General features: G+C 50.3%; 17 protein-coding genes. 6 read left to right on the forward strand and 11 right to left on the reverse strand.

What is annotated here, in order from left to right; genetic code table 11:
* Nucleotides 1–21: 21 nt before the first annotated feature.
* Together P2G88_RS00335 and P2G88_RS00340 are read right to left on the reverse strand one after the other, a co-directional pair.
* Nucleotides 22–642 (reverse strand): carbonic anhydrase, encoded by a 621-nt coding sequence (locus P2G88_RS00335; RefSeq protein ID WP_275793573.1) that lies wholly within the window; start codon nucleotides 640–642, stop codon nucleotides 22–24.
* A 50-nt stretch (nucleotides 643–692) separates the two neighbouring features.
* On the reverse strand, nucleotides 693–1274 hold the full coding sequence (locus tag P2G88_RS00340; RefSeq protein ID WP_275793574.1) for a TetR/AcrR family transcriptional regulator: 582 nt from the start codon (nucleotides 1272–1274) through the stop codon (nucleotides 693–695).
* 130 nt (nucleotides 1275–1404) lie between these two features.
* Between P2G88_RS00340 and P2G88_RS00345 the strand changes: the two genes are divergently transcribed.
* A complete protein-coding gene (locus P2G88_RS00345; RefSeq protein WP_275793575.1) occupies nucleotides 1405–2448 on the forward strand; it encodes an alkene reductase in 1044 nt (347 codons plus the stop codon).
* A 136-nt stretch (nucleotides 2449–2584) separates the two neighbouring features.
* Nucleotides 2585–3220: an OmpA family protein gene (locus P2G88_RS00350; RefSeq protein WP_275793576.1), complete on the forward strand. Its 636-nt coding sequence runs from the start codon at nucleotides 2585–2587 to the stop codon at nucleotides 3218–3220.
* 45 nt (nucleotides 3221–3265) lie between these two features.
* On the opposite strand, the gene P2G88_RS00355 is transcribed toward P2G88_RS00350, so the two are convergent.
* A complete protein-coding gene (locus P2G88_RS00355) occupies nucleotides 3266–4030 on the reverse strand; it encodes a hypothetical protein (protein WP_275793577.1) in 765 nt (254 codons plus the stop codon).
* 246 nt (nucleotides 4031–4276) lie between these two features.
* Between P2G88_RS00355 and P2G88_RS00360 the strand changes: the two genes are divergently transcribed.
* Nucleotides 4277–4786, forward strand: a complete 510-nt coding sequence (locus P2G88_RS00360) for a thioredoxin family protein (RefSeq protein WP_275793578.1) — start codon at nucleotides 4277–4279, stop codon at nucleotides 4784–4786.
* 51 nt (nucleotides 4787–4837) lie between these two features.
* On the opposite strand, the gene P2G88_RS00365 is transcribed toward P2G88_RS00360, so the two are convergent.
* The 3 genes from P2G88_RS00365 to P2G88_RS00375 form a co-directional block, all read right to left on the reverse strand.
* Nucleotides 4838–5635: a hypothetical protein gene (locus P2G88_RS00365; RefSeq protein WP_275793580.1), complete on the reverse strand. Its 798-nt coding sequence runs from the start codon at nucleotides 5633–5635 to the stop codon at nucleotides 4838–4840.
* A gap of 120 nt (nucleotides 5636–5755) precedes the next feature.
* The gene (gene nspC, locus P2G88_RS00370; protein WP_275793582.1) at nucleotides 5756–6892 is read right to left on the reverse strand and encodes a carboxynorspermidine decarboxylase; all 1137 of its coding nucleotides are present in this window, start codon (nucleotides 6890–6892) and stop codon (nucleotides 5756–5758) included.
* A gap of 99 nt (nucleotides 6893–6991) precedes the next feature.
* On the reverse strand, nucleotides 6992–8191 hold the full coding sequence (locus P2G88_RS00375) for a saccharopine dehydrogenase family protein (RefSeq protein ID WP_275793583.1): 1200 nt from the start codon (nucleotides 8189–8191) through the stop codon (nucleotides 6992–6994).
* Between the two features lie 297 nt (nucleotides 8192–8488).
* Between P2G88_RS00375 and P2G88_RS00380 the strand changes: the two genes are divergently transcribed.
* The 3 genes from P2G88_RS00380 to hemH all read left to right on the forward strand — a co-directional run bounded on the left by P2G88_RS00380 (nucleotide 8489) and on the right by hemH (nucleotide 12459).
* Nucleotides 8489–9643 carry an AGE family epimerase/isomerase gene (locus tag P2G88_RS00380; RefSeq protein WP_275793584.1) on the forward strand — a complete coding sequence of 385 codons (1155 nt, stop codon included), beginning with the start codon at nucleotides 8489–8491 and terminating at the stop codon, nucleotides 9641–9643.
* Nucleotides 9644–9758: 115 nt separating this feature from the next.
* Entirely contained in the window at nucleotides 9759–11354 is a 1596-nt protein-coding gene (locus P2G88_RS00385; RefSeq protein WP_275793586.1) for an AbgT family transporter, read from the forward strand.
* Nucleotides 11355–11379: 25 nt separating this feature from the next.
* The gene (hemH, locus tag P2G88_RS00390) at nucleotides 11380–12459 is read left to right on the forward strand and encodes a ferrochelatase (RefSeq protein WP_275793587.1); all 1080 of its coding nucleotides are present in this window, start codon (nucleotides 11380–11382) and stop codon (nucleotides 12457–12459) included.
* Here the strand turns inward: hemH and P2G88_RS00395 are convergent.
* From P2G88_RS00395 to P2G88_RS00415, 5 genes are all read right to left on the reverse strand, one after another.
* Nucleotides 12452–12826, reverse strand: coding sequence for a response regulator (locus tag P2G88_RS00395; RefSeq protein WP_275793588.1), 375 nt, complete (start codon nucleotides 12824–12826; stop codon nucleotides 12452–12454). The genes hemH and P2G88_RS00395 overlap by 8 nt on opposite strands.
* A gap of 10 nt (nucleotides 12827–12836) precedes the next feature.
* Nucleotides 12837–14675 carry a response regulator gene (locus P2G88_RS00400; protein WP_275793590.1) on the reverse strand — a complete coding sequence of 613 codons (1839 nt, stop codon included), beginning with the start codon at nucleotides 14673–14675 and terminating at the stop codon, nucleotides 12837–12839.
* 14 nt (nucleotides 14676–14689) lie between these two features.
* Nucleotides 14690–15673, reverse strand: coding sequence for a diguanylate cyclase (locus tag P2G88_RS00405; RefSeq protein WP_275793591.1), 984 nt, complete (start codon nucleotides 15671–15673; stop codon nucleotides 14690–14692).
* Between the two features lie 61 nt (nucleotides 15674–15734).
* Nucleotides 15735–19574, reverse strand: a complete 3840-nt coding sequence (locus tag P2G88_RS00410; protein ID WP_275793592.1) for a response regulator — start codon at nucleotides 19572–19574, stop codon at nucleotides 15735–15737.
* 83 nt (nucleotides 19575–19657) lie between these two features.
* Nucleotides 19658–21928 carry a TonB-dependent receptor gene (locus P2G88_RS00415; protein WP_275793594.1) on the reverse strand — a complete coding sequence of 757 codons (2271 nt, stop codon included), beginning with the start codon at nucleotides 21926–21928 and terminating at the stop codon, nucleotides 19658–19660.
* Nucleotides 21929–21967 lie beyond the last annotated feature (39 nt).

Below are 21967 nucleotides of genomic sequence, written 5' to 3' on the forward strand. Positions count from 1 at the left end.
GTCTTAGCTGCAGATTAACCATCAGACAGTGGGCTCCAGAAAGGTGACTTCGCCGGTTTCCAATGAATAATTGGCGCCGACAATCAGCAAATCTTCGTTATCGACCATTTGCTCGAGAATGTCAGAGCCGCTTCTGAGCATGTTGGCTGACATCCTCACATTCGCCAGCACCGCCTGATTCACTAATTCATCCGGTTTATTGACCAGATCTGTCGAAAGCAGACCTTCTACTGCAGGGCTAATGCGCTTAACAATAGTGCGTAGGTTTTTGGATTGGCTGTCTTTGGGGCGGCGCAATTGGTCCAGGGTGGCTTTAATGGCACCGCAATGGCTGTGGCCCATCACCACGACCAAACGGGTACCGAATTGCTCGGCGGCAAACTCGACGCTGCCAATCTGGGTAGGGGCAACAATATTGCCGGCAACCCTGATCACAAACAGATCGCCCAGTCCCTGATCGAAGATCATTTCTACCGGCACCCTGGAGTCCGAGCAGCCGATAATCACTGCAAAGGGCGTTTGGCTACCGACCATCTCAGCCCGGCGGTTTTGGCTTACCAACGTATCGAGGCTGCGCACGCCAGCGACAAAACGCTGGTTACCTTCTTTAAGTCTTTGTAATGCATCTTGTGCGCTGATCAAAACCCTCTCCCGCTGATGAACTCGCGGGACATTCTAGAGAGAAGTGCTGATCAGGTACATACATTTGCATAGAGTCGCTCAGCAAGTCGGATGAGCACCTCAGGTTGTGGTTGAGTGTGGGCAAAGGTGCGCAATCCGTAAATACCCATCACTAAATACTCAGATAGGAAGACCGGATCGCTGTCTTTAGGCAATTCGCCATCGGCAATGGCGGCCTGAAATTGGTGCTGCAAGCTATTTTGCCAGGCTTTGAGGTGATCGCTGAGAATGTGCTGCACTTCCGGATCTTGTTCGGCAAGCTCGGTGATAGCCTTGGTTAGCAGGCAACTTTGGCTGGTATTGCAAGACAAACACTCTTGCACCACACCATCTAAATAGTCTTTGAGCTTGGCCAGCACTGGCTTTTTACTTGAAAACACGGTGGCCATTTGCGACGTACGATCGGCGCGATATTGCTCCACTGCTGCCAACAACAAACCTTTTTTATTGCCAAATGCGCAGTAGATGGAACCGGGATGCAGTCCTGTTGCCGCCGTCAAATCCTGCATGCTGGTCTTGTTGTAACCTTTGTGCATAAAAGCGTGCATGGCGCTTCGAAGCACTTGCTGGCGATCGAATTCGGCATTTCTCATGAGGACATTCCTGATCCGGCTATGGCTTGGAACAGTATAAAAGAACTTGAATAAACGTTCAAAAAATATATTGAATGAATGCTCAAGAAATCGTATCTTGAATAAACACTCAATAATCAGTGAGACTCTTATGACAGATATTCTCTTTAGTGCTTATCGGCTAAATGACCAACTGACTCTTAACAATCGCATTCTGATGGCTCCTCTGACCCGCTGTATGGCTGATGATGAGTTGGTGCCTACACAAGCCATGGCCGATTACTATGCCAAGCGTGCCGATGCCGGATTGATTGTCAGCGAAGCCACCATTATTCGCCCGGACGGTCAGGGCTATCCCAACACCCCGGGATTGTTTACAGAGGCACAAATTGAAGGTTGGAAAACAGTAACCTCAGCCGTGCATGCCAAAGGTGGCAAGATTTTCGCCCAGTTGTGGCATACCGGCCGTGTCGCTCATCCCCATTTTTTCAATGGCTCAGAAGTGTTGTCGGCCTCAGCGACCAGGGTGGAAGGCAGCGTACCGCGCATGCGTCACCTTGAATATATTCAGGCCAGCGCAGCCACCGAGCTGCAAATCGCTGATTTGGTCAGGGACTACGTGCAGGCCGCAGCCAATGCATTGGAAGCGGGTTTTGACGGCGTAGAGATCCACGGTGCCAATGGCTATTTGATTGACCAGTTTCTGCACCATGACAGTAACAAACGCACCGACGCTTACGGCGGTACGCCGGAGAATATGTCGCGTTTTGCGCTGGAAGTGGTGGATGCCATCGCCTCGCGCATTGGTAAAGAGCGCACTGCTCTGAGAGTCTCCCCCGGAGCCTACTTCAATATGGCGCCGGACAGTCGTGACAAGGCTGTATTTGACTACTTGCTGTCTGAACTGGAAAACCGCGATCTGGCCTACCTGCATATTGGTATTTTCGATGACAGCATGGAGTTTGACTATTTGGGCGGACGTGTATCGGCTTACGTGCGCAAACACTACAATAAAACACTGGTAGGCGTGGGTGGTTACACCGCCGTTTCGGCAGCGCAAGCGATTGAAGCTGATGCCTTCGATCTTATCGCTATCGGTCGTCCCTTTATCGCCAACCCGGATTTCGTTACCAGGGTGAAGCAAGATTTGGAGTTGGTGCCGTACAGTGACACCATGCTAGCGACCTTGGATTAATCCAGTCAGTTTGATACTGATATAAAATGCCGCCTTACTGGCGGCATTTTTGTATAGAGGCGAGCGTTATTCAGCTAAGATTAAGGCCCCTGAGGTAGCGTGATTACTATCAAGTTAAAAAGGATTCGAGGTTCACATGAAAAAGACCATTCTGGCAGTTTCTCTTTCAGCATTAGTGCTGGGCGGCTGCGCATCTACGGCCAGCAATACACAAAAAGGGGCTGCCATCGGCGCCGTTGCCGGTGCCTTGCTGGGTAAAGGCACTGGCGATCATGCCAAGAGCCGCTATGTATGGGGCGCCGCCGTGGGCGCTATTGCCGGTAGTGCCATTGGCGCTTATATGGACAAACAGGAAAAGGAATTGCGTGATGAGATGGCCAACAGCGGCGTGCAAGTGCACCGTGACGGCGATGAGTTAAGGCTGCAGATGCCAGGAAAGGTCACCTTTGCTACCGGTAGTGCCAATATCTCTTCTTCTTTCTATGCGGTATTAGATGACGTAGCTAATGTGCTCAACAAGTATCCCAAGACCACGGTCGTGGTGGAAGGCCATACCGATGACGTCGGCAGTGCTGAGAGCAACCAGTCTCTGTCAGAAGCCAGAGCCAATGCCGTACGCGGCTATTTGGTCAGTCGCCAGGTGGATGCGCGTCGCATCACTACCATTGGTATGGGTGAATACCAGCCGGTGGTACCTAACGACAGTGATGCAAACCGCCAGACCAACCGCCGCGTTGAAGTGAAGATTATTCCCAACAAAGAACAGGGCTAATCTTCTGTAAATGTATAAAAGCCGCCAATCATTGGCGGCTTTTTGCTACTCCATCGACAGCTCTTTATCGTGTCGGTAAATATTGTAATGACGCTCTTCAAAGTGCGATGCCCATCGCTTGAGCATCTCTTTGGCTTTCTCTTCTGCGCCCATATGTTTGCCCATAAAGGCTGCAAAGGATTCGGCTGGCGGTGCCATGCTGGCATAGTCGGCATAGGGAACGGCTAAGCTCATAGAACCACCGTTACTCACGCTGGAGGCCCATGCCCAGTTATAGGGCCAGTTATGTTGTTTGGCCAAATCGCTCATCAGCTTTTTGTCAGCCTCCATTTCCTGCCAATGGCCCATTTTGACCTGATACCAACTTACTCCCACATAGTTGTATTTGGTGTCTTCAGGCCAATGACTGTTTTGGGTGTCTACCACACTTAAATAATGCTCGTACTTGTGTACTTTGGGATCTACATTTTTATTCCAATGTTTCATCGGATCTTTTTCTATGGACCAGTTGCGGTAGCTGTCCAGGTCTTTCCATTGAAAACAGCAGGCTCGAATGACATAGCTATTTAAGCCATCACCCAAAACCGGCCGGTACACATTCCATTTGCGTGGATCGCCCAGTTTGACACGCTGGGCCATATGTTCCTTAAGTCCTTTTTCAAAAGCATCCTGCATATCCGCTTTGGGCGTCATCACCCAAACTTCCGCGAGCATTTCAGGAGATTTATCCTGCGCGTGCAGGTAAAAGGGCAGTAAGGCGAGAGAGAGTAAAAACAGCAAAGGACGAGAGATTGGCTTTCGCTTGTTCATCTTAATTTCCTCTTGATGTTGTTTTTTCCGAGCCCAAAGAGTGCAGCAATGTTGTGGCCCGACTTCAAACCCTAGCAAAACGTCCCTGGATTTCCTCTTGGGCTTGCAATTGATGGTGACTAAACTGTAAACACCCCTGTTGTCCAGCCACAGAAAAACTCTGGTTTCAGGCTGCTGATGACTTCTGCTTTGCTGCCTTTTGCCCTAGCATAGAGAGAGTTTTCCGGAAAAGGGCTGGGAGTGGCCGTGTTAAGACTATTTGTGCTGTGTTTTGGACTGATGTTGGTGACAGGCTGCGCGACTACGGCAGAAAAAGGCTCCGACAAAGTGGCGAGCAAACGCAGTGAAAACCTGGGGGTAATGGAAAAGCAAACTTTGCTGAGTCAGTATCCTGCCTTTACCCTGGAGTACCAGAACTATTATCCGTCGCAGGCGGATATTGCAGCCATGGCGGCGTTGCAAGATAAGGAAATTCTGGTGCTGTTCGGCACCTGGTGTCATGACAGCGAACGGGAAGTACCCAGGCTGTTGAAGTTGATTGATGAATCAGGCGTTAATCTGCGCAAATTAACTTTGGTGGCAGTGGATATGGATAAGACTGAGCCTGGTAATCTGCATCTGGTGTATGGTTTGCGCTTTACCCCGACAATAATCCTGATTGAAGACGGACTGGAGGTCGCCCGTATCGTTGAGCGTCCTAATCAATCTATCGCTAAGGATTTCGTGGATGCCTTAACCCAACGCAGAGTGCGTTAGAGGGGTTTGCCAGCCAGCACAAAGCTGGCTGGCCATTAACCTTGTGATTGCCTATTGACCGCTGTAGGCATTACCTTCCCTGATGTTTTTCAGCAGAACTTTTCCAGAGCCGTCAGCATGCACCACCACTTGCTTTGCGTCATCTACTTCGATGTTACCTGATCCATCCTCCATACTCACCACGCCACCGACAGCACGTACCTGGATATTGCCCGAGCCATCCTCAATATCGAGGTTACCGGAGATCGCGTTGATTTCCATATCACCCGAGTTGTCGCGCACTTCTGCATCGCCGGTGACTGAGGCTAATACAATTTCACCAGAACCGTCGTGAATCGTCACATTGCTGCCAATGCCATAGATATCGAGATCGCCGGAGCCGTCATCCACTCTCAATGTTTTAGCAATGTTGTGAATGCGGGCATCGCCAGAACCATCATCAATTTTTACTTGTCCGCCGATATTTTCAATGTCCATGCTGCCGGAACCATCGCCAACATACAGAGACAGGTGATACGGCATCGACACTTGCAGATCCATATGTAAATCATCATGCCGGTTATGACCTTTTGAAAAAAGCCTGGCCTGATCCCCATCTACCTGCAGTTCAAACCAATAGTCATCTGCATCTATAGGATGGTCCTTTGGACAATAGATACGTACTTTGGCGGTGATTTCAGATAGCGCTTGTACGCCGCGCACCTGAAGGTCGCCGGCACCGGCATCTATCACCAGTTTTTGCAGTTGCTGTGCAGGGGCAGAAAGCTCTTTGGTTTCCTCTGCACTAAGTGGTGCAACGGCTAACAAACCAAGTGATAAGAGCAGAGATGATTTCAATAGAGGAGCCATTTCCTATTCCTTGTTGAGAATGCGTTCCTTACTTCGTCGTAAAGTGCGAGGCAAAGGTTTAAAGTGTCTTAAAATTTTCATCAGTGCAAGAAAAAGGCCCCGAATGGGGCCTATTGCAACTTAGGATAAACGACTGCGAAAATCTTCATATTCGAACTTTCGCACCAGTTCGAACGTGCCATCTTTGCGAAGAATCCCAATCCCAGGATGTTCTACCCCATTAAAGAAGGTGGTTTTGACCATGGTGTAGTGGATCATGTCCTCGAATATTATGCGATCGCCTACTTTGAGTTCATGATCGAAGCTGTAACTGTCGATCACATCCCCGGCCAGACAGGAGTTACCGCCAAGTTTATAGGTAAAGGCTTTCTCCTCAGGTTTGCCTGCACCGCGAATAGCTGGGCGATAGGGCATCTCCAGTACATCTGGCATATGTGCGGTGGCAGAGATATCCAAAATGGCGATGGGGCCCTCATTGTGGACGATATCCACCACTTCGCTAACGAGTGGACCGGTTTGCCAGGCCACGGCCGAGCCCGGCTCAAGGATAATCTCCAGATCGTATTTTTCGCGGAAGGCTCTCAGGGTCTTAATCAGATGATCCACATCATAGCCCTTACGGGTCATCAGGTGGCCACCGCCCAAGTTCAGCCATTTTAACTTGGGTAAGTATTTGGCAAAGCGTTTTTCGACCGCAGCCAGGGTACGCTCGGCAGCAAAAGAATCACACTCGCAAAGGTTGTGCACATGGAAACCTTCGATGGCAGACAAATCTATCCCTTCCAGATCCTTAGCCATCACTCCTAAGCGTGAACCGGGGGCACTAGGGTCATACAGCTCGGTCTCGGCTTCACGATGCTCCGGGTTGATACGCAGGCCCATCGAGATACCTGCTGCAGCTACCTGGTCCTTGTAGCGTGCAAACTGAGTCAGGCTGTTAAAGGAAATATGGTTTACCAGTTGGCACAACTCGTCGATATCGCCCTGTTTATAAGCCGGGGAATAGGCATGTACTTCCTTGCCCATCTCGAACTTAGCCAGCTTGGCTTCCCAAACTGAACTGGCGGTACAACCCTTAAGGTACTGACCCACCAAAGGGAAGGTAGACCACATGGAAAAGCCTTTAAGGGCCAGGATAATAGTGACGCCAGCCTCGTCCTGCACCCGTTTCATCAGCTGCAGATTGGCTTCCAGTTTGGCTTCCTCACAGACATAGCAAGGCGAGGGAATTTGGGGATTCATAATGGGATCGTTCAAGGCTGCAATCCTCAAAAATTAACCACAGAGTCACAGAGGACACGGAGATAGTCAGACGATTAAAGTCTCTGTGGTCTCCGTGTCTCTGTGGTGATGCCCTTATTTCTTAAACGGGCTCTCGCATTCAATCACATGCCAGGGCAGGCCGTGCTTGTTGAGCATATCCATGAAAGGATCGGGATCGAACTGTTCCATGTTCCACACGCCAGGCTTTTTCCAGGTGCCGTTCAGCATCAGGGCGGCGCCAATCATGGCCGGAACGCCAGTGGTGTAGGACACCGCCTGAGCACCTACTTCTTCGTGGCAGGCATGGTGATCGCAGTTATTGTAGATAAAGATGGTTTTCTCTTTGCCATCCTTGATACCGGTAATGTAGGTACCGATACAAGTCATGCCGCTATAGCCTTCGGACAATGACCCCGGATTAGGCAGCACGGCCTTAAGGAATTCCAGAGGCACGATTTGCTGACCCTTGAAATCAATCGGCTTGATACTGGTCATGCCGATGCCTTCCAGTACACGCAGGTGGGTCAGATAGGCTTCGCCAAAGGTCATCCAGAAGCGCGCGCGCTTGAGGGTAGGGAAGTGCTTAACCAGAGATTCCAACTCTTCGTGGAACATCAGGTAAGAGGCACGCACGCCGATATTCTGATAATCCAGATCTTCACGTACGGACAGCGGATCGGTTTCTTTCCACTCGCCGTTTTCCCAGTAACGACCACGTTGTGTGATTTCGCGGATATTGATTTCCGGATTGAAGTTGGTAGCAAAGGCTTTACCGTGGTCGCCGCCGTTACAATCAACGATATCCAGGTAGTGAATTTCATCGAAATAATGCTTGGACGCATAGGCGGTGTACACGTTGGTCACACCTGGGTCGAAGCCGCTGCCAAGCAATGCCATCAGGCCGGCCTTTTCGAAGCGCTCCTGATAGGCCCATTGCCAGGAGTATTCAAACTTGGCTTCGTCGATAGGCTCATAGTTGGCCGTATCCAGATAATCCACACCAGTTTCCAAGCAGGCATCCATAATCGGCAGATCCTGGTAGGGGAGTGCCAGGTTGACAACGAGCTTAGGTTGAACCTTGCGGATAAGCTCAGCCACTTGCTTGGCATCATCAGCATCTACGGCGAATACGCCTTTGACCCGGTCGATACCGCATTCTTTCTGCAGTGCTTCACACTTTGACAAGGTGCGGCTGGCCAGATAAATCTCTTCGAAATGCTCAGGTAAACGCGCGCACTTCTTAACGGTGACTGTGCTGACGCCACCGGCGCCAATAATCAAAACGCGAGACATAAGGCAATATCCTCTTAAAGTTAATTCTGTGGTCAAGGTGCTGAAGTCATCATCCTTGCCCAAAAAACCAGCCAGAAAAAGGCTAGCTGCGACCGGCCCAAAAGTGCGGCCGAAAGACAAAACGCTGAATGCTATCAGCTATTGCGTTGCTGGCAAGCCCCAATGCAATACTGGCGCAAATCTTAGTGTAAAGAGCGGCTTTTAACAGCTAACACAACCACCTTAATGGCCGCTTTTCGCCACACAGCCTAAAGGTTATGATCTCTCTGGTATAAATTTGAGTGACCAGGTGGCCAATTGCTGATTAACAGCGAGTTGCGTGAACAAAGCGCACGATTTGAAAGATGGATGCTTGAGCAGGCATTACCCCTGTGGGCAGCTAAAGGCGTCGATACCGTCAGCGGCGGCTGTTTTGAAACCATGCTAGCCACGGGAGAGGCGGATAAAGACGTAGATCGGCGCACCCGGGTACAAGGACGGCAGATGTTTGTGTTCGCCGCCGCCGCAGAACAAGGCTGGCTTACACAAGGCCGGGAGTTGGTGGAAGGGATACAGGATTATCTTGACCGTTATGCGGGCCATCCGGCGTTACCTGGCGCCTATGTCTTTAAACTGAATAGTCAGCACCAGCCAGTAGATAGCAAGCTTGATACCTACGATTGTGCGTTCTTCCTGTTAGCCTGGGCTTATCAGTACAAGGTGTTTGCTGATCCTAAGGCGAGCGCAAGAGCAACCGCACTGATGGCGTTACTGGACAACCAATTTGCCGCCGACAGTGGCGGTTATTTGGAAGGCGATTACTCCTCGCCAATCAGGCGGCAAAATCCCCATATGCACCTGTTTGAAGCTTTTTTAGCCTGGTATGAGGCAAGTGGTGAAAAGGTTTGGCTAAAAAGAGCCGCCAATATACTGGTCTTGTTTAAACGCCATTTTTTTGAGGCCGAAAAAGGCGTGTTATACGAGTATTTCGATGCAGCGCTAAACAAGGCCCAAAGCGCAGAAGGTGAAGTAGTTGAGCCAGGGCACCTGATGGAATGGGTGTGGCTGCTGCGTGAATATGAACGTTTTAGCGGTGAACCTCTGGATGGTTATTGCAATGCGTTATATGCAACAGGCCTGAGATTGGGGATGGACAACGAGTGTGGACTGCTGTTCGATGAAATCAACGCCACGGGCCAGGTACTCAAAGTCAGCAAACGGCTGTGGACGGTGACTGAGCTTATCAAAGCACATCTGGCGCAAGCCAAAGCCGGTAACCTGCAGGCCGAGCAGGCGGCTGCTGAGGCCATCGAAGCACTGTTTCGATGCCACTTGGGTACGCAAATTCCGGGCTGGTATATCGAGCGGTTGGACAACGAAAACAGACCTGTTGAACAACCGGCACCGGCCACCTCCATGTATCATCTGATGATGGCCTGCTTAGAAACGGTAAAATACTGCAAGAAGAAATAGCGCTTTATTTTCGCTCATTAGTGAATAGCGCGGAAACCTGACTTTAACCTTAGTCTTCGGGTAAACTGCCAAGCGTTTTTCGCCTGACGGCGGGTTTTAATTGTGAGGTATTGTTTTGCTGGCAGAAGACACCAAGGATAATCTGGACCTTCCTCAGTCTAAGGGCTGGTTCAATCGTTTTCTGGCCACTGTTGAGTGGCTGGGTAATCTGTTACCCCATCCCATTACCCTGTTTGCCTGCTTCGCGCTGTTTATTGTGCTGTTAAGTGGCGTGTTGGGGTATTTTGAGGTCAGTGTGGCTGATCCCAGGCCCGTTGGAGCTGCCGGTCGTGAAGCTGACGGCATTATCGAGGTCATTTCCCTGGTAAGTGCCGAAGGGTTGCAGCGCATTGTCACCGGGCTGGTGACTAACTTTACCGGTTTTGCGCCTTTGGGCACCGTACTGGTGGCGCTTTTAGGTGTCTCCATTGCAGAGCATTCGGGATTACTATCGGCGGCGATGCGTGGGTTGGTGATGAATGCCTCCCCTCGCATGGTAACGGTGACTGTGGTATTTGCCGGCGTGGTGTCCAATACCGCCGCTGAACTTGGCTATGTGGTGCTTATCCCGCTTGCAGCCATGATCTTCCATTCCCTTGGGCGTCATCCGTTGGCCGGCCTGGCCGCGGCTTTTGCCGGGGTATCGGGGGGATACAGTGCCAACCTGTTATTGGGTACCGTAGATCCGCTTTTATCCGGGATCACCGAAGCGGCAGCCCATATGATCGACCCCGAATACGCTGTGGGCCCGGAAGTGAACTGGTACTTCATGTTTATCAGTACCTTCCTGATTGCCATTTTGGGGGCCTGGGTCACGGAAAAAATTGTTGAGCCCAGACTTGGCCAATATGATCCCTCTGAGGCTTCTGTCGAGCTGGACAAACAACAGATGGAGCCGCTAACCAGCGACGAAAAGCGCGCGCTCAAAGGAGCGGGTTTGGCATTTGCTACTGTGGCAGCCTTGCTGGCGCTGACGGTGGTGCCGGAGTGGGGAATCTTACGCCATCCACAAACCGGTGAAGTGGCCGGCTCTCCCTTTCTCAAAGGTATCGTCGCCTTTATTTTTATCAGCTTTGCCATTCCCGGGTTTGTTTACGGCAAACTGGTTGGTCGCATGCGCTCTGACCGGGACGTGGTCAACGCCATGTCCAAGGGTATGAGCACCATGGGCATGTACATCGTTTTGGTCTTCTTTGCTGCCCAGTTTGTCGCCTTCTTCAATTGGACCAATCTGGGCACGGTGCTGGCGGTCAAGGGAGCTGCTACATTGCAGGCGCTGGGATTGGACGGTCCTGAAGTCTTTGTGCTCTTTATCCTGATGTGTGGGGTGGTTAACCTGTCGCTTGGCAGCGCTTCGGCACAGTGGGCGGTCACCGCGCCTATCTTCGTCCCTATGTTGATGCTGGTGGGCTTTGCCCCTGAGGTGATCCAGGCCGCCTATCGCATCGGCGATTCGGTCACTAACCTGATTACTCCGATGATGAGCTACTTCGGCCTGATCCTGGCCATGGCCAGTCGCTATAAGAAAGATATCGGCATCGGCACTCTGGTGGCGACCATGCTGCCCTATTCGATGATCTTTTTCGTCGGCTGGACCCTACTCTTCTACCTTTGGGTATTCGTGCTGGGTATGCCGGTAGGGCCGGGCGCCGCTACCTATTATCAGCCCTGAACATAGGGATTTTCGGGAGTCGTTAATGAAGTATCGAAGCCATGACACATTCAGCCATAGCCAGGCCGATAAAATCGGGGTGCTAATCACCAATTTGGGCACCCCTGATGCGCCTGCGCCCAAGGCGTTGCGTCGTTACCTAAAGGAGTTTTTGTGGGATCCCAGGGTAGTGGAAGTTCCCCGACCCCTGTGGTGGCTGATCCTTAACGGCATTATCCTTAATATTCGTCCCCGTCGCTCGGCCAAAGCCTATGCTGGCGTGTGGACAGAACAAGGATCGCCACTGCTTATCCATACCCAAGCCCAATGCCAGGCGATTCGGAAAAGATTAGTGGAAAATTGGGGGGATGCTATAGAAGTGGATTTTGCCATGCGCTATGGCAACCCCAGCATCGAAGCAAAGGTGCAAGCAATGCTATGCAAAGGTGTGCGTAAGCTATTAGTGCTGCCCATGTACCCGCAGTATTGTGCCTCAACTACGGCTTCGACCTTTGATGCATTGTCTGACACGCTAAAACAAACCCGTTGGATGCCCGAGCTCAGATTTATCACGCAATACCATGACGATCCTGGCTATATCCAGGCCTTGGTGGATAAGATAAAGGCCCATTGGCAGCAGCATGGTAAGGCAGACAAATTACTGTTTTCCTACCATGGGATCCCTAAGCGGTACTTATTAAATGGTGATCCCTATCACTGCCAATGCCACAAAACCAGCCGCTTGGTCGCCATCAAACTGGGCCTGGCAGAAGGGCAGTATATAACCACCTTTCAGTCACGATTTGGTCGCGAAGAATGGCTCAAGCCTTATACCGATGAAACCCTAAAGGCGCTGCCGTCCAAAGGGGTGAAATCGGTCCAGGTTGTTTGTCCTGGCTTTAGTGCCGACTGCCTGGAGACCATCGAAGAAATAGGTCAAGAGAACCGCGATTATTTTCTAGAGGCTGGTGGAAAAGCCTATCAATATATTGATGCGCTGAATGCCGATGAGCAGCATATTGATGCGTTGGTTCACTTGCTTGAGAAAAACCTGCAGGGCTGGCAGGTAAAGCAGGATCTGGCGCTACGAGAGCAATTGGCTAAAGCGGCTGGCGCGGCTAAATAAATTTCTCCACCACCGCTTTGATACGCTGCATATTAAAGGGCTTGACGATAAATCCGACAGCCCCTTCGCTGACCGCTTTTTTTACATTATCGGCGGTGCCATGGGCGCTAATCATCACAATTTTGATGTTTTTATGCAGTGCCCTTAACTCTTGTAGCAGGGTCAAGCCGTCCATGCCCGGCATCTGAATATCCAAAAACACCAAGTCGATATGCTGTTTCTCGTAAAGCAACACAGCCTGCTCGGGTGAGTGGGATTCGATGACATTACACTGAAATAAGTTACGCAGGGTGCTGCGCAAAAATGCCCGCACATCGGCGTCATCATCGACTACCAACACCGTGAAGCTGGAATGGTTTTTGTCCACATCGACCTCGCTAATGTAACTGCTTGCTGGCTGCCATCAGGGCAGCATACAACTCGCCAGCGGCCTTAAAGTCTGTCACATTTTCCATGCTTTTGGCTAACTGTGTCAGTGTGGCCTGTTCAAACAATGCCGCTGCGCCCTTAAGGGTATGAGCGGCCTGCTGTAATTGTGGCAAATCCTGTTGCTGTATGGCTTGTTTTATGGCGTCCAACCTTGCCGGCAGACTGCTGATAAATCTGGCTTTAAGGGCGATCATTTCCTTACTTGACTGCAAAGGAGGCTTCTCGCCCTGTTCTTCGGGCAAGAGAAATTGTTGCATCAATCGGAAGAAGTGATCCCGCACTATGGGCTTGGCGAGATGCCCTGCAAAACCTTGTTGCAGATAGCTCTCCACATCGTGGGTCATGGCATTGGCTGTCAGCGCAATAACCGGTGTATCAATGCCTGCTGAACGCAATAAGCGCAGTGCTTCAGCGCCATTCATCACCGGCATATTAATATCGGTCAGAATTAAATCAAAATGCTCGGCTAAGGATTTTTCCAATAGCTGTGCCCCATCGCTAACCTGCGTTACCTGTACGCCTAGGGTTTGCAGCATTCGGCAAACCAGCTCTCTGCCCTCATTGTAATCATCGGCCAACAACACTCTGCCACTGAGTTTGCTGACCTTGCTTTTGCCTGCATGTTGTTGGGATATTTTTTGCGGTGAAAGGGGGATAGTTGTTAGCCACTGATTGTCAGGACCTTCGTGCAGATTCATATGAAATATAAAACAGCTGCCTTGTCCCTTCTCGCTCAACAGACTGATGTCGCCCCCCAGTTTAAGCGCAAGGTCTTTGGATATAGCTAAGCCCAGTCCCGTTCCGCCATGAAGGCGGTTCACTGAGGCTTCGGCTTGTGTGAAGGCATCAAAAAGCAAGGTCTGTTGCTCTTTGGCGATGCCTATGCCACTGTCTTTGACCTCGAAAATCAGGGTCCGCGGCTCGCAGCTGATGCGGATTTGCACAAATCCCTTCTCGGTAAACTTGATCGCGTTGCCGACCAAATTCACCAGAATCTGCTTTAATCTGGTTGGATCGGTGATGATTTGTGAGGGCAATGGGAATTGTGGCGAAAGTTGAAATGCCAGCCCCTTTTTAAGGGCTTTATCAGCAAATAGCACCCGAATTTCTTCCAGCATCCCCATCAGATCTACTGGCAACTTTTCAATTTCCAGTCGGTTGTCTTCAATTTTGGCCAGATCCAGAATGTCATTCAGTAATTCCAGCAGATGCTTGCCGTTTTGACTGATAGCCGCAAGAGCCTGTTGCTGTTCATCTTCTCTGAATTCCCCGGCGAGAATGGCCTCGGCATAACCAATAACGGTGGTCAATGGCGTGCGGATTTCATGACTCATATTGGCCAAAAAGCGACTTTTTGCTTCATCGGCTAAGGCCAGCTCCTGAGAAACCTGTTGCAATTTTTGGCGCTGGTGGATGATTTCCAGCTGCGCATTGACCCTGGCTTTTACCACCTCGGGCGAAAAGGGTTTGGCGATATAATCTTTGGCCCCAAGGCGCAGGCCTTTTTCTTCATCATGAGCACTGTCCAGACCGGTGACAAAAATAACCGGAATATCTTTAGTGCTGGCATTTGTTTGTAACGCTTTGAGAGTTTCGAAACCGTCCAGTTCAGGCATGACCACATCAAGCAGTATCAGATCCGGTTTTAGTTTGCAGGCTTTATCCAGCGCCTGATAGCCACTAATGGCCAAGGCAATATCCATGTCCTGCCGTAACAGTTCACTTAAAAGCCTGAGATTGGCTTTCTCGTCGTCAACCAGCAAAGCGACGGGGCGATTGGTATCCATAATTTGAAACATCCTTATCCATTCCAGACCACCTGGTTTTTCCCCTGGTGTTTTGCCTGGTAAAGCAACTCATCTGCCTTTTTCAGCGCATCTTCTATTCTGTCACCCATCTTGGGTTGGCAGGTATAGCCCCCCACACTGATGGTCACCGACAACCCTGGCTCCTGCGGTAGCCTGGGTGACATTAGTGACGCGACATGGAGGCGACACGACTCCATGATGTCCCGACTGCTTCCGTGGTCAGATGCACACAGTAGCGCCACAAACTCTTCGCCACCATACCTGGCCACCAGGTCTTTTGGACGTCTGAGCTGAGCGGCAATCACGGCGGCCACTTCCTGCAACAAGATATCGCCGACGGCATGGCCATGGCTGTCGTTAAACTGTTTAAAGTTATCGATATCGATCATCACCAGGGACAACGCTGATTTTTCCCTGATGGCAGCCAGCCACTCACGGTTGAGGATTTCTTCAAATTTACGGCGATTAGCTAATGAGGTGAGTGGATCAATATTTGCCAGTTGCTCCAGCATTCGACGTTGCTGCACTAATTCCAGATGCAAACGGATGCGAGCCAGCACAATAGTGCTATGAAAGGGTTTCTGAATGTAGTCACGGGCACCAAGCAGCAGGCCTTTTTCTTCATGACGTGAGTCGCCCAGCGCAGTAATGAAAATCACCGGAATAGCACTGGTTGCTTGGTGCTGTTTGAGTTTGGCAATGACCTCAAAGCCATCCATTTGCGGCATTACCACATCCAGTAAAATCAAATCGGGCAGATATTCGGTAGCCTTACGGATCCCTTGTGGCCCATTTGCAGCCAGAACGATATCCACCTCTTCACGCAAGATTTCACTGAGGACTTTCAGATTCGCCTTTTCATCATCAATGATAAGTACCCGGGGCTTAACGGCTTGCAGTGGTGGGTAAGAAGATGCCGGTGGGATGGGCGTTCGACTTATCACCTGGTCGGAGACTTGGTCATGGGAAATGGGCATAAGCGTTCACCCATACCTCATCAGCAAGGGGGCCGGACCAGGTGCCACAGAGACAGACGCGCTATTCATGATGTTGCCTCTGAAGCTCTTCAAGCAACTCGTTGGCAATATGACTTGCCTGTTCAAACTCAATATCCTGCACTTTTTGGATCATGGTGTTGACTCTGGGTCCGTAGCTTTTCAGGCCGCTTAATTTTTGTAACAGTGGCAGATAGTCTTCAGCCGATAGATCAGAGCGTAGCAGCAATGGCAGCATTTTTTGCAATGTTTGCATCAATGCCAAGGGGCTGATGTCAATCTCTAGATTGACTTCAACTTCACCAAATACGCGAGCCAACCCAGAGATTAATTGAGTTAATCGGGCATTGATGTCCTCAAGCAACTCCTTTTGGAAGCTGCCGCCGTCGAGCAGCTGTTCAAGACGGGCGCAGGCTTTGGACAACGAGAAGGCGCCAATGTACAGGGCGGTAGATTTGAGTGTATGCACATATCTGAATAAGGTCGGCCATTCTTTTTTGTTGGCCAGGTCGCTAAATTTTTCCGGCGTATGGCGATGTTCTTCCAAAAAGTCTCTAAGCAGACTCATATAGAGTTCCTGCTTACCGCTGAGATTACGCAGCGCTTTTTTGGCGTCCAGTTCTTCCACTTCTTTAAAGCGCTCAATGTCCAGACTTTGCTCTTTTGCAACGGGTATGCTGGGTGGCAGTGGTTCGCCAGGCTTCAGGTAATGACTCAGGGTCTTAAACAAGCTGTCTGGATCAAGGGGTTTGCACATATGATCATTCATGCCGGCATCCCGGCTCTTTTGCACATCGCTTTCCATCACGTGAGCGGTCATGGCAATGACAGGGGTATCCAGCATCAGTTGATTGCGGATAAGCCTGGAGGCCGTCAGGCCATCCATTTCCGGCATCTGAATATCCATCAGAATAATGTCGAATTGACCTTCCTGTAATTTTTCTAAGGCCTCAAGTCCGTTTTCGGCCGTGGTTACCTGAATCCCTGAATCTCTCAAAAAGCCTTCGGCAACCTGGCGGTTAATGGCGTTATCCTCAACCAATAGCAGACGGTAGCGAGAAAAATCCGGCACACTTTCCAACTTTGTTGCAGAGGAACCCAAGTTTTCCTGGTCTTGGGCAATAACACCCATTAAGGCATCAACCAGAATGGAGAGGTTGATGGGCTTTTCCAAAAACTGTTGGATGATATTGCTGTCGATTCGACTGCGAGCCTCCTGACGGTCGTAGGCCGACACCATCAGAATATGAGGTGAGTTGCACAGGGTCAGCGCTTTGATGCGCTTTGAGGTTTCTATTCCATCCAGGCCCGGCATCCGCCAATCCATTAAGATCAAGTCATAGGGGCTACCGTCTTCACTAGCGGCGCTCACTAACCTGATGGCTTCCTCGCCATTTTTGGCTTGATCGCAAGCTATTCCTAATTCGCTGAGCATTTCTGCCAGCACCCGTCTGGCCACCGGCATATCGTCCACCACCAAGGTTTTTAGTTTGGCCAGTTTGCTGCGATCCAAATTGATAATAGGCAGGGCATGGGTTGATTTTTTGACCTTGATAGTAAAGTGGAAGGTGGAACCTTGTCCTATTTCACTCTCTGCCCAGATTTTTCCGCCCATCAATTCACAAAGTTGTTTGCAGATGGTTAAGCCTAATCCTGTACCGCCGTACTTGCGGGTCATGGAGTCATCGGCCTGACTAAAGGGCTGAAAGAGTTTTGCCTGCTGCGCCGGACTCATGCCGATGCCGCTGTCAATGATGCTAAACGCCAGGGTGGTATCGGTTTCGTCTTGTTCCAGGCTTCTGGCTTTAATGCAGACCACCCCGTGATCGGTAAATTTCACTGCATTGCTAATCAGGTTGACCAGTATCTGTTGGATGCGCAGGGGGTCGCCAATCAGGTTGGTAGGAATACTGGTTTCCAAATCCGTGACAATTTCGATGCCCTTGCCATGGGCCTTAAGAGCATTGATATTGACTGCCCGTTGCACCAGCCTGGCAATAGAAAACTGGGTCATCTCCAAGCGCAGTTTATTGGCTTCTACCTTGGAAACATCAAGGATATCGTTGACCAGTCCCAGCAATACCTCCCCCGATTCCTGTATTTTTTGCAAGTAATCCTGCTGTTCTTTGTTTAAGGGCGTTTTGGTGGCCAGGCGACTAAGACCAATCACCGCGTTAATGGGGGTGCGAATTTCATGGCTCATTTTGGCCAAGAAAGATGATTTGGCTTCGGTGGCTTCTTCGGCCTTGGCTTTGGCCTCTACCAGAGCTTTTTCTGCGGTTTTTCTATCGGAAATATCCTGGGCCACTAATACCAGACTTTTGGCGCTTTCATCTGGGCCGAGCAGTTTAGCTTTGACTTCACACCATAGAAGGTGACCATCTTTATGTCTTAACTTAAGGTCTGCATGGTAGGGCTCGCCCTGGAAAATTTGTTCATAGGCTTCCTGACGATTGCGTTCAAAATCAGCCTCAGACTCATGAATGATCAGTGTCGATCGCCCCTCCAATTCTTCCTGGCGATATCCAAATATTTGTTCAAAGCCATTGTTGCAGCGCAGGATTTTGCCATCGCGGATAAAGGCAATACCCGTCATGGCATTGTCGAGAATAGCTTGCTGCTCAATCAGGCTGACATGCAGGTCTGCGGTACGCTCCTCGACTTTACGCTCCAGGTTGGTATTTAGCTCGTTGAGGGCAACGACTTTCTTTTCTAATTCCTCTGCCAACTGTTTATTTTTGAAGTTAATCAACCTGACTTTTTCCGCCAGTGCAAAGGCCAACAACAAGCTATCTGCTGTATTTCCTAACAGCCCCAGTAAGTAAATATTCACATTCAAGCCGGGCAATAAGCCCAGATTCATCAAATTACCCACCATATTCGGTAGCACTACCGAGGCAAAGGCCAACACAAAGTAGCGGGCTGGTCTAAATCCCCTGCGCCAGGAGAGGATACCTGCGTAAAGCCCGAGGATCAGGATCACACTGGTACCCACTGTCGCCAGCAACAGACCCGCTGCCGGGTTGAAAGCCGCAATAGGGGCGCCAACAGCACAGAACAACACATTGCCTTTCAGTATTTTGGTGATGCGTGGGGAGCGTCTTTGAAGTTGTAAGAATTCAATGGCAAATAAACAGGTGAAGATGGCGCCAAGCAAGTAAGGCGGCATCAGAAACATCGGGAAGTGGCTATGGAAAAGGTATTCAGGAACGCCAAACACATGGCTCCATCCCCATAAAAAACTGAGGGTGGCCAAGGCGTAGTAAAGATAGAGACGCTCGCCACTACCGAGAAAGATAAAGAAGTTATAGATACCTAAAGCCAGACAAATGCCAAGGCTTATCAGCATGATCAGATTTTCATGACTGAGGTGGTCCTGCATGCCTTCACTTGGGCCTACCAGGACTTTAATAGGTGCGAAGAAATAGTCGCTTTCAAAGAGTATCACCAGGGTTTCTGTGGCGCCTGGGGCGAGTTTAATCTCGCCTCCATAGTGAAAATCCAGGCTGTTAGCATGACGATAACCAGAGAGCACTTCTTGAGTGCTTTGTATGGCAAAGCTTTTGATGCGAATGCTGTCTACCACCGAACCATAGGGATAGATATACCAGAAGGATTCGTCCGTATCGTTATGCAGGCTGAATACGGCAACGTAGCGGTCGCCGAAATGGTTGGTGGTGCCGTGGGGATGCAGCGAATCAAGCCAAACCGGCAAGGCTGCCGCGCTGTCGGGAAGTTGTCCTTGGGGGAAGGCGTAATATTCTATTTGGTCCGCCAGATTAACCCTATCCACTTCACTTAGCTTGAATGCAGGGACTTCGGCAGCGATACACCGAAGTGAAACCACTATCAGTAGTGGCAAGAGTATTAGGTATCTGATCATCCAATTATTTTTGTGCACAGCTTGTTCCCGATAAGCAGTGTAAGCCATTCATTTGGCATTTTTGTTCAGTTGGCTTGGCCACACTAGAAACGGTAATTTACCTCTACCCCCAGCTGCCTGGCTTCGCCTTTAAAGTCCTGTAGCATGCCAAGTAATCCCATCAAATCAAAGCGCAGATGACTATATTCTTTGTCGGTGATGTTTTTGCCCCATAAGGCCAAAGTCCAGTCCTCAAACTCATAAGCTATGCGAGCGTTCCAGAGGGTATAGCCGCCTTGCCTGGCATAGGGGTTTTCGTTCTGGTCAAAGTAAAAAGCCGATTGATAGTCAAAATTCAACTGCAGTTGCAGTTCGCCGTCTGACAGCGGCAATACATAGTCAAAAAAGCCGTTACCATTCCATTTTGAGGTAAATGGCAGGCGGTTATCGATGATGCGATTGCCGCCGGCATCGACAAACTCTTTCAGTTCGGCTTTGGGCAGGTAACCTATGCCTAACTGGCTTCTGAAAGCCTCGCTAAGCTGCCATGACATTTCAGCTTCTGCGCCGTAAATGCGCGAACGGCCGACGTTATCCAGCAACTGAATGGGAGGCGCATTAGGGTTGACTGCAGCCTGATTCATAAAGACCTGTTGGTCCTGATAGGCGTAGTTAAAGAGGGCAAATTGCAGCATGGCGTTGCGCTTATCCCAATAGGCTCTGCCGCCTACTTCAAAAGCATTAAGTGATTCGCTGCCATAGTCATTCCGTGCCGCTTCTGCCTGGCTGGTGATAATGGCGCCGTTATAACCACCGCTCTTAAAGCCTCGGGAAAAACTGGCATAAGTATTCAGCGAGGGGTGCCAAATATGGTTTATCGCCACTTTTCCCGACCAATTGCTGTCACTTACCACGCCGGGCTCATTCCAGCCTGGAACGTTTATACCGGTTTGATCACCCACCGCAGTGGCCACATTTATGGTGCCAATAGCGCGATAGCGGGTTTCCTCATCGGAGTAGCGAAGCCCTACCGACAAGGTGGTGGCCTCACTTAACTCATAATCCAAATGCGCAAAGGCGGCATTGGCTTTTGTGTCAATTTCGTTGTCATACATAAACTGCGCGGCAAAGCTGAAGAGCTCGGGGGCGCTGCGAAAATCCCTGAACAGGTCAATAAAGTTGTCCTGCGTGAGGGATTCTCTGAGGTAAAAGACGCCGGCGATAAGGTAGGCATCATCAAACTGACGGTGGTAGCGAAACTCCTGACTGAACAGGTCTGAATACAGATCCTGACCGCCTTCGGCAAGGCCCGCAGGACTGCCGTCGCTATTAAAGAAATGTACGCGGTCCAGCTCGCTATAGCCGGTGACGGAATAAAGTTCGGATTTATCATCGAGGCGATAGCGTAGATTGATATCGGCTCCCAGCGTATCGGAGGTGTGTGGGCTGTTGTTATTGATATTGTTATTCACCGCCACGTCGTAGAAATTATCTGAGCCGTCATTAAAGCCAAAGGCGTCAGTACACAGGGCAGAACCTGCTTCTGCGGGAGTGCAAAGCACTGCGGCTTGCCCAGTCACCGGGTTGGCTGGTGTTTTAATTACGCCAATATTACCCACCGGCTTCACAATGCCATCCCATTGTCCCCAATATACTTTGGCGAACACTTCCAGGTCATCATAGTCGGCCAATATTGACCAGCGAGCTTGGGTTTGACGCATATCAGCCTGTGGTGCAGGGGCATATAAGTTGTTAACGGAGTAATCGTAGTCACGGTGGCTAACGGCCAGGCGGGTGGCAATATGCTCGTTAACAGGAAGATTCACCGCCCCGTCGAACTTCAACAAGTTTTGTTCGCCGACCCCGGCATTGATATAGCCACCAAAGTCATGCTCCGGGCGTTTGCTGTTAATCAGAATGGCGCCGCCGGTGGTATTACGACCAAACAGGGTGCCTTGAGGACCACGCAGGATTTCAACGCTCTCCAGATCGTATAAATTCAGGATCAGGCCATTGGCAGAGCCAGGTGCCACACCGTCCTGATAAAGGCCGATGGGTGAGGTGGTGGAGGTGTTGTAGTCCAGGCTGCCTACGCCACGGATATTAAGGGCCGGCGGTGTGCCTTCGGCAGCGTTTTGGGTGATCTTGAAATTAACCGTTTGTCCCGACAACTCCGTCGTGTCTTTGATATTCTGCTCAGCCAACGATTCGCCGTCCAGATAGCGAACAGACAAAGCGACATCGTCCAGTGATTGTTGATGTTTTTGTGCATTAACCCGGATAACTTCAACACTATCCGAGTCGGCAGCCTGTACCGTCAATGGTTGATACAGAGGCAGTGAAACCAGACACAGACAAAATCGCGGTATGTGCATTTTTAGCCTTATTATTAGAGTGCAATGCGCATCCTTGCA

The sequence above is a fragment of the Aliiglaciecola sp. CAU 1673 genome (assembly GCF_029223185.1).
Taxonomy (GTDB): Bacteria; Pseudomonadota; Gammaproteobacteria; order Enterobacterales; family Alteromonadaceae; genus Bowmanella.